This is a genomic window from Leclercia sp. Marseille-Q4284 (assembly GCF_916618945.1).
Lineage (GTDB): Bacteria > Pseudomonadota > Gammaproteobacteria > Enterobacterales > Enterobacteriaceae > Enterobacter > Enterobacter tamurae.
On the sequence record NZ_CAKAKG010000001.1, the window covers coordinates 1,564,879 to 1,578,715 of the forward strand.

The following is a 13,837-nucleotide window of genomic DNA, read 5'->3' on the forward strand; positions in this document are numbered from 1 at the left end:
ACTTTAAGACGCGCTGATGTCATCAATTAATTCTGGCCCCTGGTTTTTCACATTCCCCACTGCCTTTGTAACGGCATGCCAATGGAATGCGTCCGCGGGGACTGCACCCGTCTGCGCAATCTCTTCTGCTTCTTGCCCGCTCACCGACTCGTGTAGCCATTCCCGTGCTGCCTCTGGCGTTAACACCAGCGGACGCCGATCGTGAATATCCACCAGCCCTTTATCCGCCGCGGCGGTGACGATCAGGAATCCTTCCGCCTCATCCCCGCGTTCAAACGGCGTGCTGCCGATGGCCGCCATAAAGATGGGTTGTCCGTCGGCGCGACAGATAAAGTAAGGCTGCTTTTTATCCCCCTCTTTTTTCCACTCGAACCAGCCGTCGGCAAAGACAATTGCCCGACCATGGTTCCACAGCGGTTTAAACATCCGGCTGCTGGCGGCGGTCTCCTGCCGGGCATTGATCAGCGGCGGCTTGTCCCACCAGCCAGGGGCGTAACCCCAGAATACCGGGTCGAGATGCAACAGATCCTCGCGCTCGCTGAGCAGTAATACTTTGGTGCCGGGCGCCACGTTATAGCGCCCAATGGGTTGCGGGTCGTAGGGGATGTCGCAATCCGCTTCATCGGCCAGAAAGGCAAGATACTCTTCCCGGGTCTGCGCCTGGGCAAAACGTCCACACATAGTCACCTCCGGTGGTATATGTAAGTATTATAGGTTGTCTATTTTCCGGAAACGGGCAGGTTGCACTTGTGAGAGAGGGTATGACAGGAAAAATAATACTCACCATGCTGGCATTTGCGGCGAACTCCGTCCTGTGCCGGGTGGCACTGACGGGCGGGCACATCGATCCGGCGACCTTCAGCGATGTGCGGATCGTCAGCGGCGCACTGTTCCTGGTGATACTGATGAGCGTCAGAAAAAAGCCGGCATCGAAAATACATTATGACTGGCGGAGCGGCCTGGCCCTGACGCTGTATGTGCTGGCGATGTCCTGGTCCTATCTGCGGATCGATACCGGGACCGGGGCGTTGTTACTGTTCGGGACCGTGCAGACGGCAATGGTCATCTATGGCTGGCGGCAGGGAGAAAAAATCGGTGTGCTGAAGGGCGCGGGGCTGTTGCTGGCGGTCGCTGGAACCCTGCTGCTCCTGCTTCCCGGCGCGCATGCCCCGGAACCAACCAGTGCGTTGATGATGATCGGCTCCGGGCTGGCCTGGGCGTACTACTCGGTGAAAGGGAAAAGCATGCCGGAAGCCATACCGGCGACGACCGGGAATTTTATCCTCGCCGTACCTTTCACCGTCGTTCTCTCGCTCTTGCTGTCCGGGGAAAGGTTTACCAGCGCGCCCGGACTGTTATTAGCCATGACGTCCGGGGCACTGGCATCAGGCGCGGCTTACGCGCTGTGGTATACGCTGCTGCCGAAGATGAAAGCCATGACCGCAAGTACGGTACAGCTTAGCGTTCCCTGCCTTGCCACTCTGGGCGGCGTGGTGCTGCTCGGCGAAACCTTCAGCCTGCGCATGCTGGTGTCGATGTGTGCCGTGCTGCTCGGCATTACGCTGGTCATTCGGGCCCGTGATGCTCGCTGATGGCCTGCGCCGCGCAGATGAGGGCGAGATGGCTCAGGCCCTGGGGCATATTGCCCACCCATTCGCCGGTGCGGGTATCAAACATCTCATTGAAGGTTTCAACGTTGCCGCGGTGGCACAGCGTCTCCAGAATTTCCTCCATCATCTCCTCGCCAACCGCTGGCTCGCCCATCGAGGCCCAGGCCTCTGCCAGCCAGAATGAACAGGCGATGAAGGTACTCTCCTCCTGCTCGACGCCGCTGTAGCGGTAGACCATCGCGCTGTTATGGCCCAGTTCGCGATGGATAGCCTCATAGGTCAGCTTCATGCGTTTCGGGTTCACGTTCATGCCGTAGCGTGAAACCAGCGCCAGGGAGGCGTCCAACTGTCCGCCGTCCCCGACGTAAAAGCAGTAGGACTGATGGGTTTCGGACCAGCAGTGCTCCTCAACCCAGTCGCGGATGCGGTCCCGCTCGCGTTCCCAGCGCGCCTTCCATGTCGGTTCGATATGGCTGTGCTCCGCCAGCACCACGGCGCAGTCCAGCGCCAGCCAGCAGGACATTTTCGAGTGGGTGTAGTGTCGCTCTTCCGGCAGCTCCCAGATCCCGGAGTCCTTCATGCGCCAGCGGTCGGCGCACTGATTGGCAAGATGCCCGAGGAAGCGCGAGGTGCCCGTATCCAGAATATGGCCCGCTTCGACAAACAGTTTTGCCACGCCGAGCATATCGGCATACATGCTCAGCTGACGCTGGTCGCGGGCGTTATTGCCAATGCGTACCGGCTGCGACCCCCGGTAACCCTGGAGTTCCGCGTAACGCTCTTCCGGTACCAGCTCGCCTTCGAGGGTGTAGCAGGCCTGCATCTCCGGGCCGTGTTTGATAATGGTTTTCGACAGCCAGGAAAACGCCGCCTTACACTCCTCAAGGGTGCCGAGGAAGGTAAAGGCTTTGATAATCAGGCAGGCATCTCTCACCCAGGCGAAGCGGTAGTCGTAGTTTTTCTCGCCGCCGATCCCTTCCGGCAGGGAGGTGGTGGCCGCCGCGGCCAGCGCGCCGGTTGGTGAATACCAGAGGAACTTCAGCGCCAGCGCGGAACGGATAACGTGATCTTTATAGAGGCCGTCATATTTGAGCCCCTTCACCCAGTCCTGCCAGGCGGTGTGGCTGGTTTCAATGCGGTTATCAATCGCCTGAATGTCCGGCACCGCCAGCGGCTCGCTCTGGGTCACGAGCAGGGCGACAACTTCCCGGCTTCCCTTTTTGAGGGTGATCTCCGCTTCGATCTCTTCGTCATCAGCGTGAGTAATAACCACGTTTTCGCTGGTGTGCAGCATCGCCATCAGATCGCCGATATGGTAAACGCTCCCCTTGAAGGTATCTGACCGCCAGGGGGAGCGCGTTTCGACCATCGTCCCGAAGCGCAGATGGAGTCGGAAAGGCACGGTGCCGTGGACGCCTTCCAGCCGCCGGGCCAGTTCACTCCAGGGCAAACGCCCCGCCAGGGTGCTGTTAATCGATTCGGTTAAAAGCACCGTGCCGTCTTTGGTCTCAAAACGGGTTTCCAGCACGTTGCTGTCATCGCGATAGGCACGCGAGACGGTATAGTCCACCGCAGGGGTCAGGCTGAAAAAGCCGCCGATGGTCGGGTCCAGTAGCCGGTCGAAAAGGGGCGGCGAGTCGAGATTAGGCGCGCTCCACCAGTCGATCGAACCATCCGGGGCGATGAGCGCCACGGAGCGGCCCTCACCGATCGCGGCATAATCCCCCAGACCAATAAATCCTTCCTCGCGCAACGGCATAGTGTATTTAGCATTTTTCAAATGAGTCATCCCTTAGTCTGGCGCAGCAGGCCACGTTGTCTTTTCGTTACGGATAATTAAAGCGTGCCGTTGCCACCGTCTGCGCACCAGACCTGACCCGAACAATAGCTACTTTCATCGGAGGCAAGGGTCACGTAAAGTGAGGCAATTTCTACCGGTTGTCCCGGGCGATCCATCGGTGTGCCGGAGCCCATGCTGACGATCTTCTCCTGCGGCTGGCCGCCGCTCACCTGTAACGGCGTCCAGTAGGGGCCTGGCGCCACGGCATTTACGCGTATACCTTCGCTACCCAACTGTTTGGCCAGCGATTTAGTAAAGGCCACGATAGCGGCTTTGGTCTGGGCATAGTCCAGCACGATAGCGTCAGGATCGAAGGCCTGAACGGAGGAGGTATTTACAATCGCCGAGCCGGCCGAAAGATGGTTGAGGGCGGCGCGGGTGATCCAGAACATGGCATAGACGTTGGTTTTGAAGGTGGCGTCAAAGTCGGCGGTAGAGAGAGTGCGAATCGAGGTGGAGAACTGCTGACGCCCGGCATTGTTCACCAGGATATCAAGTCCGCCAAGCTCTGCGGCCGCGCGTTCCACAAGGGTTTCGCAGAAGGACTCGGTGCGAATATCGCCGGGGATAGCGACGGCTTTACGGCCTTCAGCCTGGATGAGTTTGATCACTTCCGCCGCGTCGCTCTCCTCTTCGGGCAGATAATTAATGGCCACGTCTGCGCCTTCACGAGCATAGGCAATCGCCACCGCCCGGCCAATCCCCGAATCCCCGCCGGTGATAAGCGCTTTGCGGCCTTTGAGTCTACCAGTGCCGCGATAGCTGGTCTCGCCATGGTCGGCCTGAGGCGTCATCTGCGAGGCGAGTCCCGGCCAGGGCTGAAGTTGTTCAGGGAAAGGAGGGCGAGGGTACTGATCCGGTGAGGTGTGATGCGACATAGCAGGCTCCTTATATTTCGGTGATGAATATAAAGCCTGGCATAATGTGATGAATATCGCGCTTTCAGGGGGAATATTTGAGAATTCAGCCCGTTAACGGGCTGAAATTCAGGCGGGTTTAACGCGTCACCACGACATCGGTAAAGGTAAAACGTTTCGGCTGAAAATTGTCTTGATAGCCGATGCGAATAAACACCCGCAGCGCCTCAAGCCAGGCGTAGTCGCTGCTGGCTTCTCTGTCATCACCGAGATCCCCTTTACAGATGTACTCCAGATAGCGTCCGGGCAGGTTGGGATGGATGTCGGCGGCGTTATGCCACGTTTTGCCAGCCACACAGGTCTGACTGATAGTTTTATTCAGTTGCGGCTTGTCCCGGTTGGCGAGCTGGCTGAACCAGGAAAAGGCCTTGCCCGGCTGTAAGGGAAACGTAATCCAGTTATCCAGTCTGGCACCGACCCACGGCGCTTCGGACATGGTTTCCCATTTCTTCACCTCCACGATGTTGAACAGGCGCTGGTACTGCGAATAAAACACGGCATTGCCGATAGCCATCTTGACGATGGTTAAGGTTGTGCCGTCTGGCTGGGCATCCACTCTGGCTGACAGCCCGGGTCCCTCTGTTTCCGGGCCGCTCTGGGTGTAGCTGAGAGAGCGGAAGGCCGGTTGATACTGTGGATCGGAGAAGGTTTTGTTGATCACAGCAGCGACCTCCGCCGGAAGCGCAAAACGCTGCAACGCTGCCGGGGAATTGTGTTCTAAATCCGGCTGCACGGAGGCTGTATCGGCCAGGTCTTTATTACGTAAGGTCAGAGTGCCGGTCCCTTTAAAGTGCGCAAGATCGGGACTCGCGCAGAGCGTTTTTGTCGCTCCCGTCATCTCAGGCGACAGCCCGGTTGCGGCCCCGGAATCAGTCACCCGCCCCTGGGTATCCAGCGAGAAGGTGTTAAGTACGCGACCCTGGGCTGTTTCACAGTTGAGCTCTACGTCCTGGATTTTAATCGAGTAAGGTGCGCCGTATTTCTCATCGTGATGGACTTTGTCGAAATCCGTCGCCAGACGCGCTTTTAGCATCGTCCCTTCGCGCAGGCTGTTGTTCAGGTCAATGAATGGCTTGTCTCCCTGCTTCTCTGGGGAGGAGAGGCCCGCCCACTTCGGCTCAGGGATATTCTGCTTACAGAGATCCAGCCCGGGGGTGGTCATAAATGGGCTATCAGACTCAGGTTCGAACGGCGTGCCTGGCGTGAAGCGATCGATAGAGTCGGTACTGTAGACGCGCAACCCTTTACCTGGCTGAGCGTTGATAAACAGCAGGGTTTTATCCTGGGTCTGGCAGTCGGTGTGGATCCAGATCTCACTGGACTGGCCCGTCATCGTCGTCACGCGATAAGCCGCGTTGATGCCCTGCCCAACACGTACGGTGCTGGCTGGCAGCCATTCGATGCTTTTAACGGGAGCGGGGGGAGGCATGTCGATAGCGAGGGCCGGGGCGGCGAAGAGCAATCCGAAAGACAAGGCGACAAGCTGTTTCATCTTAATTCCGTTATTAATCATTCCTTAAAGTGAAGCAACGATAGCGCAAAACGACGGCGCGTTGTAACACCAGAATCGGGGGGATTGAAGGAGGGAGACAGCATGCGCTCTTACTGTGCCAGAAGGGAACCTTCGCAAGGATAGCGCCATGCTGTCTGACGGCAGTCCGGGTCGCAGGACCCGGTGACCACCGAACAACCTGTTATTTATCTGCTGCCATTTTCATCTGCTCGGCAGACTTCAGATGCTGCTCTACGACCGGCGTATGTGCGTCCGCCAGGGCCTTCACATCGGGATCCTTGATGTTTTTGGCGTCATTTTGCAGTTTCGACAACACCATTTTGTGGTCTTTGGTGCCGGCATTCTCCATATACATCTTGTCAAACGCGTCGCCGCTCTCTTTTTCCAGCTTATCGGCCATGGCTTTATGGGCTGGATCCGGCTCAGTCGGCAGCGTCACGTCCTTCTGCTTAGCCACCGCCTGGACTTTGGTCAGAGCAGCGCCGTGGTCATCGACCATCTTCTGGGCGAAGGCTTTGACGTCGCTGTTTTTGGCCTTGCTCAGGGCGATCTTAGCGGCGGCAACTTCATTGATATTGGCCTGCGCCATGTCCTTCAACGCTTTTTCGTCGCCGGAGTCCAGCTTAGCCATGGAGCCGGTCGAGCTGGTCTGGGCTGAGGCGTCACTCTGGGCGGCGCTCGTCGACTGGGCCTGCACGCCAGCAGTACCGAACATGGCGGCGACTGCTGAGGCAATCAGCAGCACTTTCAGGTTGTTACGCTTTTGCATGTTGTTCTCCTGATGGTCATGGGTAGGGTTGATGTCAGATCATTAACCGTGCATTTCCTGCTGTCCAAATTACAACTGCAATGGTCAGTATAGTGGATGGGTGGGGTGTGGCAGCAGATTCAGCTATTGTCCTGGTCGGAGGGCGGCAGGAAATGACGAGAGTAAGGCGCTTGCCCACGGCTCGGTTGTACAAATGGTTACACGCGGTTCGTTTACGAAAATTTACGATGATGATATGTTATGTGATAACAATACACGTCAATGACGTATCCTCTTGCGTCCGAAAGTCAAAACGCCATGCAACCCTCTCAGGCTCGATATTCATTAGCATCCTCTCAGGCCTTACTCGCCGCCAGAGTCGTTTTTGGGCTCGGTGCGACAATTTTTCTTATGCTCATGACGGCGCTGATCGCGCAATTTTTCGCGCCAGCTTCCCGGTGGCCTGCGCTGTTATGCAGCAACGCCGGGGCGCTAATTTTGTTAGCGGTCACGTGGTATCACGCTCAGCGGATTTGCCAGTGGCGCGCGGACATCTTCTCGCCGCCGCTCAAAATGGAAGAGGTTCTGCCAGAATCTGCACCTCAGTTGAGTATTTACCCGCGCTTTGTTGGGTTGCTCCCGATTAATTTCAGACGCATCGGGGCACTGCTTAAAAGCGATGGCGTGGGGCTCGCCGTAATGGCGGTCTTCGTGATAGGTGTTGCGCTTGCGGGGTGGGGCGAAAATTACGTCGCGCTGGATGACGGCAGGCTGCGATGGGTAGCGGTGGGTATTATTGCGGCAGCGATGTTTGCCGTGCTGGTTGCCGAACGGCATATGGCGGCAACGGCCAACGAAGCCTGGCCGGAAGCAAAATTTATCGCGCCGATATTGCGCCTGACGCTGGCGGTGCAATGCCTCTCGTTACCGGCGTTCGTTTTTCCCACCCTCAATATCGCACTCTTCATTAATCTGCCTGCAGTACTGGTGCTGGTGGTGGCGATTGAGTTCCTGCTGCGCGGCCTGTTCTCGCTGTTTATGCCGCCGAAAACTGAAGAGGTTGAACCTGACTATCTGGCAAAAAGCCAGCTGGCGGCCCAGCTTGTCTGGCCCCCGCGCCCGATGCTGTTTTTACAACACGAAATCCATCAGCGCTTTGGCATCGATCTGCGCCAACTTTGGGCGTTAACGGTTCTGAAGCGCGTGTTTATGCCTGTACTGACGGTGATGATCGTTTGCGGCTGGATGCTGACCGGGTTCCAGCAGGTTTCCACCACGCAACGCGGGATCTACGAACGGTTCGGCAAACCGGTGACGGTGCTGCCTGCAGGGCTGCATTACGGGCTGCCATGGCCTTTTGGGCAGGTGAAGTTAACCGAAAACGGCCAGGTACATGAACTGGCCGCCGGGGAACAGGACGATACCGCACCCGAGCCGCTGGCCAGTGCCGAAGGTAATGCTCCACCAGGGGCAGACCGTCTCTGGGACGCGATCCACAGTTTTGATAAAGCCCAGATCATCGCCAGCCAAAGTGATGACCAGCAGAGCCTGCAAATCATCAACAGCGACGTGCGTTTTATGTGGCGCATTGGCTTGACCGATAACGCGGCACTGGCGGCAACTTACCGCAGCAACAATCTACCGGCGCTGATCCGCAGCACCGCCAATCAGGTGCTGGTGCATCAATTTTCCTCACTCACGCTGGAACAGTTACTCGGGGAGCAGCGCAACGCCTTAGCCAGCCTGATTAACCGGGCAGTACAGCAAAAACTCGACGCCTTACACAGCGGCGTTGAATTGCTCTCTACCGTGGTCGAAGCCATTCACCCGCCAGCCGGTGCCGCCGATGCGTTTCACGGCGTGCAGGCGGCACAAATCTCCGCTCAGGCGCTGGTATCCCGCGAGCGCGGTCATGCCGCTGAACTGGCCGCCAGCGCGCAAACCCTGGCGACCACTCGCCGGAACCAGGCGCAAATGAATGCCACCGATATGACCAGCAAGGCGCAGGCCACGGCAGTCAGCTTTGCCGCGCAAAAGCAGGCAGTCGCGCACGCCGGGCAGGTCTTTATCGACGAATTATGGTTTAGCCAGCTGCGCCAGACGCTCGGCCACAGCCTGCTGCTGATAATCGACAGCCGCATTGGGGCGGGTGCATCCCCGACCATCGATCTGCGCGAATTTCCCTCATTGAACGCCGCAGCACGCCGCGATGTGCCTGCAAAACCGACACAGGAGCCTTCCCGTTGAGTCATTCACATCATCATGGTTGCAGCCACGGCTGTAGTCACCACCATCATTCAGTCGGGCCTGCAACGGGCGGCTGGAAGCGCATTGCCGGGGCGGGTTTACTGGTGCTGGTTCTTGTTGCGGCCGCCAGTCTGGTGCAGGTCCGCTCGGGTGAATCGCTGATTATCACCCGCTTTGGCAATCCGGTGCGCGTGCTGCTTACGCCGGGCCTGGCATGGCGTCTGCCTGCGCCGTTTGAAACGGCAACCACCGTGGATCTGCGCATGCGCACCACCTCGAGCGGCTTGCAGGATGTCGGCACCCGGGATGGGCTGCGCATTATCGTGCAGTCTTACGCGGTCTGGCAGGTTGATAACACGCCGGAACATGTGCAGCGCTTCCTGCGCGCGGTGCAAAATCAGCCCGATGAAGCCGCACGGCAAATCCGGGCGTATTTAGGATCGGCGCTGGAAACCACCACCAGCGGCTTTACGCTTTCACAACTGGTGAATACCGACAGCACACAGGTGCAACTCAGCCAGTTTGAATCACACCTGCAGGCGCAAATCAGCCAGCCGCTGCTGGAAAGCTACGGCATTCGCCTGGTGCAGGTGGGAACCGAACGCCTGACGCTCCCGGCGGTGACGCTGAATGCCACCGTCGACCGGATGCGCGCCGAACGTGAAACCATCGCCACCGCGCGCACCGCCGAAGGCAAACGTGCCGCAGCGGAAATCCGTTCGGCGGCAGAGCGCGACGCGCGCATTGAGGAGGCGCAGGCACAGGTTCAGGCCGCCGACATTGAAGCGCAGTCGCAGGCGCAGGCGGCAGAAATCTACGCTAAGGCTTACGCCAGTTCACCGCAGCTTTACCGCCTGTTGCGTCAGCTTGATGCCCTGAGCGGCGTGGTGAACGCCAGTACCCGCCTGGTATTACGCACCGATGCTGCCCCTTTCAACCTGTTAGTCGATGGCCCGAAACTGGATAAAACCCATGAGTGAGAGGCAAAAACCTGCCGGGCCCTGGACGCAGTCCATCCGCCTCGCTTTTTATGCCTTGCTTGGGTTGACGCTTATAGCCGCCTCAAGCTGGCTGTTTTCGAACATCCGCCAGGTGCCTGCTGACAGTCGCGCCGTGGTGCTGCATTTTGGCGCCCTGCAACGCGTTACCGAACCCGGATTATTGCTGAGCTGGCCGAAGCCGATTGATGAGGTGGTGATGGTGCCTGCGCCTGACCGGGTTATTGAACATCGCGTAACTGCGCTGTTGCGCTCGCCCGACGCGCTGGAGGCGGATACAAGTGATGCGCTAGCCGGTTCAGGCTATTTGCTCACCGGCGATGCGGGCGTGGTGCAGTTGGATATCAGCGTCTTTTACCGCGTCAACAGCCCGGCAGATTATGTGTTGCAGGGCGAACACGTAATCCCCGCCCTCGACCGCCTGGTGGAGCGCGCGGCGGTGGCGGTTTGTGCTGCCCGCGATCTCGACAGGATCCTGGTGGCTCGCCCGGAGATGGTCAGCAACAACATGAACGTGGCCCAACAGCGCGAACGTCTGCGCACCGACGTTCAGCACAACATCGAGCATAATCTGCAACGCCTTGCCCGGGCCGGCAGTTCGCCCGGCATTACCCTTGAGCGCGTCACCGTACAATCGATGCTGCCGGCTACAACAGTCACCGCCTTTAATGGCGTACTCACGGCCAGCCAGATGGCCTCACAGGTGATTGCTACGGCAAATACGGAGGCGTCTGTCATTCGGCAAAAAGCCACTCAACATGCTGACCAGATACGCCAGACTGCCCAGGCACAGGCCCGGGAAAAGGTCGCCAAAGCGCAGGCCGACACCGCGATGGTTACGCGATTAGCGAACACGCCGCAGGATCCGGATCTGCTGGCGCGCATTTACCGGGAACGCATTGCGGCAATTCTGGCCCAGGCGGCATCTGTCATTACCGTTGCACCGCAGGATGATGCCAGGCTGATCCTGCAGGCAGCCGGGCAAAAGGAACCTTCTCCACAATGAGCACCGATTCAATGAATCCGGGTGGCGCGTTAAGTCATCAGGAACAGCGCAACATTGCCCAACGGCTGATTCTGGCCATGCTGGCCAGCGGTACGTTAATTCTCGGCCTGCTGTGGCGCGCCCTGGCACCGGAGCAGGTGGCCGTCGCCGATATGCTGCTGGGGGCCGCCTCGTTGATGGTCGGCATTCCGGTGCTGCGCCACGCCGTTTACAGCCTGCGCTATCCAGACCTGCACGGCATTACCGATCAACTGGTGGCGCTGGCGCTGCTGGGGGCGTGGGCAACAGGGGATATGCTCACCGCCGCACTGCTGCCGCTGATCATGATCGTCGGGCATATTCTTGAAGAACGCAGCGTGATTGGCTCGCAAGAGGCAATCGAGGCGCTTGGCAAGCTTACCCGTAGCCGTGCGCGGCGTGTTGCTGCCGACGGCAAACTGCATGACATCGATAACCACCAACTGGTGGCAGGCGATATCGTGGAGGTGAGGGCGGGCGACCGTTTGCCTGCCGACGGGCGTGTGCTGGAAGGGCAGGCGAGTCTGGATACCGCGCCGATCACCGGTGAATCCGTGCCGCTGGAAGTGAAACCGGGGATGGACGTGTACGGCGGCGCGATCAACCTCGACGGACGGTTACGTATTGAAGTCACGCGCACCGGCGAAACCTCAACGCTCGGACGTGTTATCGCGCTGATGCAAAGCGCGGAGCAGGCCAGCCCGCCGATTACCCGCCTGCTGGAGCGTCATGCGGCCCGCTACTTGCTGCTGGTGTTGCTGATCGCCGCCAGCACCTGGTTTTTAACGCAGAATAGCCAGGCAATGCTCGCCGTGCTGGTGGCCGCTTGCCCTTGCGCGCTGGTGCTGTCTGCCCCTGCGATCTCCATTGCTGGCCTGACCGTTGCCGCGCGACACGGTATTTTGATTCGCGGTGCCGCGTTCCTTGAAGAACTCGCCGAGCTCAATGCGGTGATTATCGACAAAACCGGCACGCTCACCCACGGCAGACTGCAACTACATGAACTGCGCCTGGAGGCGGGGGAATCGCCGGAGGCCCTGGCAGCGCTGGCGGCCAGTCTCGGTTCGACCAGCAATCACCCGGTCAGTTGCGCGCTGGTCAACATCGCGGCACAAGGCGCGTGGCCTGCGTTGCAGAATGTGCATGAGCATCAGGGCCTCGGCGTATCCGCCACGACCGCGGCGGGCGAGGCCTGGCTTGGCAGATATGCATTACTGGCAACCCAGGTCGCGGATTTACCGCCGGAACCCCCACACGACGGGCCGATAGTGGGCCTGGTACTGGCAGGGCGCTTCCGGGGCTGGATTTTACTTGCCGACAGCCTTCGCGAAGAAGCGCACGACGCGATGGCGCAGCTGCGCGACCTTGGCCTTCATCAGCAACTCTTACTCACCGGCGATCGCCTGACCGTGGCACAACGTATCGCCAAAAAGGTCGGTATTAACCAGGTTATCGCCGGCGCGTTGCCCGCCGACAAACTGCACCAGGTGAAAGAGCAGATCGATAACGGCTTCCGCCCGATGGTGGTTGGCGATGGGATCAACGATTCGCTGGCGATAAAAGCAGGCGTGGTCGGCGTAGCGATAGGGGCAGGTGGTTCAGATATTGCCATGGCATCAGCGGATATCGTGTTGATTGGCGGAGACTTACGTCGCCTCGGCACCTGCGTGCGCTTAAGCCGCCGCTGTCGCCGCACGCTGCACATTAACGTGATGATTGGCCTTGGCTGGACGCTGGTCATTGTCGCTGCCGCCGCGTTTGGGTGGTTAGGCGCGTCGGGTGCAATCATTGCGGCGATTTTGCACAATATGAGCACCTTGCTGGTGCTGGGAAATGCCGGACGTCTGTTACGGTTTGAGGAGAATATGTAGTTGAGGTTAGTTAGCTGGCGATGATAAAGATGTCCGCCTGGTGCCAAAAGCAGTCGTTGTACTATATAGCTCAGTAGGTTTCGAGAGTGATAAATAATGTCCACCCTGACATTCGCGGATGAAATGTCAGGATGATTCATTCATCCCCTTAAAAAGGTTCTCTGTAGTTATTCTGCAGCCTGAGGAAATTTGGGTAATTTTTCAATATCCGCAGCCTCGTGGCCAATGATGAGTTCGGCGTTAAGGTTATGGATAATACGGTTTAATCTGTCCTGTGATGCAAGCGTATCGGCGCGATTAGTATTAAATGTCGGTACACCATTAATCGGTACTGAGGCAGCAAAATGCCATAAGTCTCCGGAAAGAATGATATTCCTGTCGCGAAGGCGTACCAGCAAGGAATGATGGCCTGGAGTGTGTCCTGGTGTTTTAAGCATGACCACCTTACCGTCGCCAAAAATATCAAAATCACCCTCTACTTCAGTCACCTTTGCGTTACCGGAAAGCCAGTGAGTGAACTGGCTCCGGTCGAGGTTCTCGTCAGGCTTTTGGGAACGAATCACTGCCATATCGCTCGCGCCGATGAGCAAGCGAGCTTTAGGAAAGCTGGAGAGCTGGCCAGCGTGATCAAAATGGTAATGACTGAGCGCGACCAATGAGATCATATCAGGCGTCACGTTTAGCTTTGCGAGCTGCTCAACCAGTGGACGTTCAAGACGCGGCCGTATACCTGTCCCGCTCTGATCTTTTCCCAGGTCAGACAAAGGAAGGCCTGTATCCCACAACATCCATGTGTTGTTATGGCTAATCAGATAGCAGCTATCGGCCACGTGTCGCGGCTTAACTGCATAATCGAAGGTATCGGAAAAAGGACTCATATCCGATAACTCGATGGTGCCACAGTTAAGTCGCCATAATTTAATTGATTCAGCATGAGCGGTCAGGCTCAGGCTGTAAAGCGCAACGGCGCCAACGACATATTTTACCCAGTTCATATTTTGAACCCTTCAAATTTTCCGTTCTGCCAGAAAAGTTTGTTTACTCAGTCAGAAAAATTTCAGCCGGTTTG

Annotated in this window: 11 protein-coding genes; 5 read left to right on the forward strand and 6 right to left on the reverse strand. The window is 58.1% G+C overall.

The window, feature by feature from the left end; translation table 11 throughout:
* Positions 1–3: 3 nt before the first annotated feature.
* Positions 4–681, reverse strand: coding sequence for an SOS response-associated peptidase (locus LG383_RS07325; RefSeq protein ID WP_106993027.1), 678 nt, complete (start codon positions 679–681; stop codon positions 4–6).
* An 80-nt stretch (positions 682–761) separates the two neighbouring features.
* Here LG383_RS07325 and LG383_RS07330 point away from each other — a divergent pair, with 80 nt between their 5' ends.
* Positions 762–1,592, forward strand: coding sequence for a DMT family transporter (locus LG383_RS07330; protein WP_225758685.1), 831 nt, complete (start codon positions 762–764; stop codon positions 1,590–1,592).
* On the opposite strand, the gene LG383_RS07335 is transcribed toward LG383_RS07330, so the two are convergent.
* The 4 genes from LG383_RS07335 to LG383_RS07350 form a co-directional block, all read right to left on the reverse strand.
* Positions 1,567–3,399 carry a glycoside hydrolase family 15 protein gene (locus LG383_RS07335; RefSeq protein ID WP_225758686.1) on the reverse strand — a complete coding sequence of 611 codons (1,833 nt, stop codon included), beginning with the start codon at positions 3,397–3,399 and terminating at the stop codon, positions 1,567–1,569. The genes LG383_RS07330 and LG383_RS07335 overlap by 26 nt on opposite strands.
* Positions 3,400–3,446: 47 nt before the next feature.
* Positions 3,447–4,328: an SDR family oxidoreductase gene (locus tag LG383_RS07340; protein WP_166182570.1), complete on the reverse strand. Its 882-nt coding sequence runs from the start codon at positions 4,326–4,328 to the stop codon at positions 3,447–3,449.
* Positions 4,329–4,446: 118 nt separating this feature from the next.
* Positions 4,447–5,859, reverse strand: coding sequence for a hypothetical protein (locus tag LG383_RS07345; RefSeq protein WP_225758687.1), 1,413 nt, complete (start codon positions 5,857–5,859; stop codon positions 4,447–4,449).
* A 202-nt stretch (positions 5,860–6,061) separates the two neighbouring features.
* Positions 6,062–6,649: a DUF4142 domain-containing protein gene (locus LG383_RS07350; protein WP_225758688.1), complete on the reverse strand. Its 588-nt coding sequence runs from the start codon at positions 6,647–6,649 to the stop codon at positions 6,062–6,064.
* Positions 6,650–7,126: 477 nt separating this feature from the next.
* Here LG383_RS07350 and hflK point away from each other — a divergent pair, with 477 nt between their 5' ends.
* The 4 genes from hflK to LG383_RS07370 are packed head-to-tail and all read left to right on the forward strand — an operon-like array spanning position 7,127 to position 12,768.
* Positions 7,127–8,875 (forward strand): protease modulator HflK, encoded by a 1,749-nt coding sequence (hflK, locus tag LG383_RS07355; RefSeq protein WP_225758689.1) that lies wholly within the window; start codon positions 7,127–7,129, stop codon positions 8,873–8,875.
* Positions 8,872–9,855 carry a protease modulator HflC gene (gene hflC, locus LG383_RS07360; RefSeq protein ID WP_225758690.1) on the forward strand — a complete coding sequence of 328 codons (984 nt, stop codon included), beginning with the start codon at positions 8,872–8,874 and terminating at the stop codon, positions 9,853–9,855. Before hflK ends, hflC begins: the two co-directional genes overlap by 4 nt.
* The gene (locus tag LG383_RS07365) at positions 9,848–10,879 is read left to right on the forward strand and encodes an SPFH domain-containing protein (protein ID WP_225758691.1); all 1,032 of its coding nucleotides are present in this window, start codon (positions 9,848–9,850) and stop codon (positions 10,877–10,879) included. Before hflC ends, LG383_RS07365 begins: the two co-directional genes overlap by 8 nt.
* Positions 10,876–12,768 carry a cation-translocating P-type ATPase gene (locus LG383_RS07370; protein ID WP_225758692.1) on the forward strand — a complete coding sequence of 631 codons (1,893 nt, stop codon included), beginning with the start codon at positions 10,876–10,878 and terminating at the stop codon, positions 12,766–12,768. Before LG383_RS07365 ends, LG383_RS07370 begins: the two co-directional genes overlap by 4 nt.
* 167 nt (positions 12,769–12,935) lie before the next feature.
* Here the strand turns inward: LG383_RS07370 and LG383_RS07375 are convergent, their stop codons facing one another.
* Positions 12,936–13,763 (reverse strand): N-acyl homoserine lactonase family protein, encoded by an 828-nt coding sequence (locus tag LG383_RS07375; RefSeq protein ID WP_225758693.1) that lies wholly within the window; start codon positions 13,761–13,763, stop codon positions 12,936–12,938.
* Positions 13,764–13,837 lie beyond the last annotated feature (74 nt).

Excerpts from the sequence above, each read along its gene's own strand:
- LG383_RS07330 (WP_225758685.1), top strand. The coding sequence starts at position 762 with ATGACAGGAAAAATAATACTCACCATGCTGGCATTTGCGGCGAACTCC.
- LG383_RS07375 (WP_225758693.1), bottom strand. The coding sequence starts at position 13,763 with ATGAACTGGGTAAAATATGTCGTTGGCGCCGTTGCGCTTTACAGCCTG.
- LG383_RS07340 (WP_166182570.1), bottom strand. The coding sequence starts at position 4,328 with ATGTCGCATCACACCTCACCGGATCAGTACCCTCGCCCTCCTTTCCCT.
- LG383_RS07335 (WP_225758686.1), bottom strand. The coding sequence starts at position 3,399 with ATGACTCATTTGAAAAATGCTAAATACACTATGCCGTTGCGCGAGGAA.
- LG383_RS07325 (WP_106993027.1), bottom strand. The coding sequence starts at position 681 with ATGTGTGGACGTTTTGCCCAGGCGCAGACCCGGGAAGAGTATCTTGCC.
- LG383_RS07350 (WP_225758688.1), bottom strand. The coding sequence starts at position 6,649 with ATGCAAAAGCGTAACAACCTGAAAGTGCTGCTGATTGCCTCAGCAGTC.
- LG383_RS07370 (WP_225758692.1), top strand. The coding sequence starts at position 10,876 with ATGAGCACCGATTCAATGAATCCGGGTGGCGCGTTAAGTCATCAGGAA.
- LG383_RS07345 (WP_225758687.1), bottom strand. The coding sequence starts at position 5,859 with ATGAAACAGCTTGTCGCCTTGTCTTTCGGATTGCTCTTCGCCGCCCCG.
- LG383_RS07365 (WP_225758691.1), top strand. The coding sequence starts at position 9,848 with ATGAGTGAGAGGCAAAAACCTGCCGGGCCCTGGACGCAGTCCATCCGC.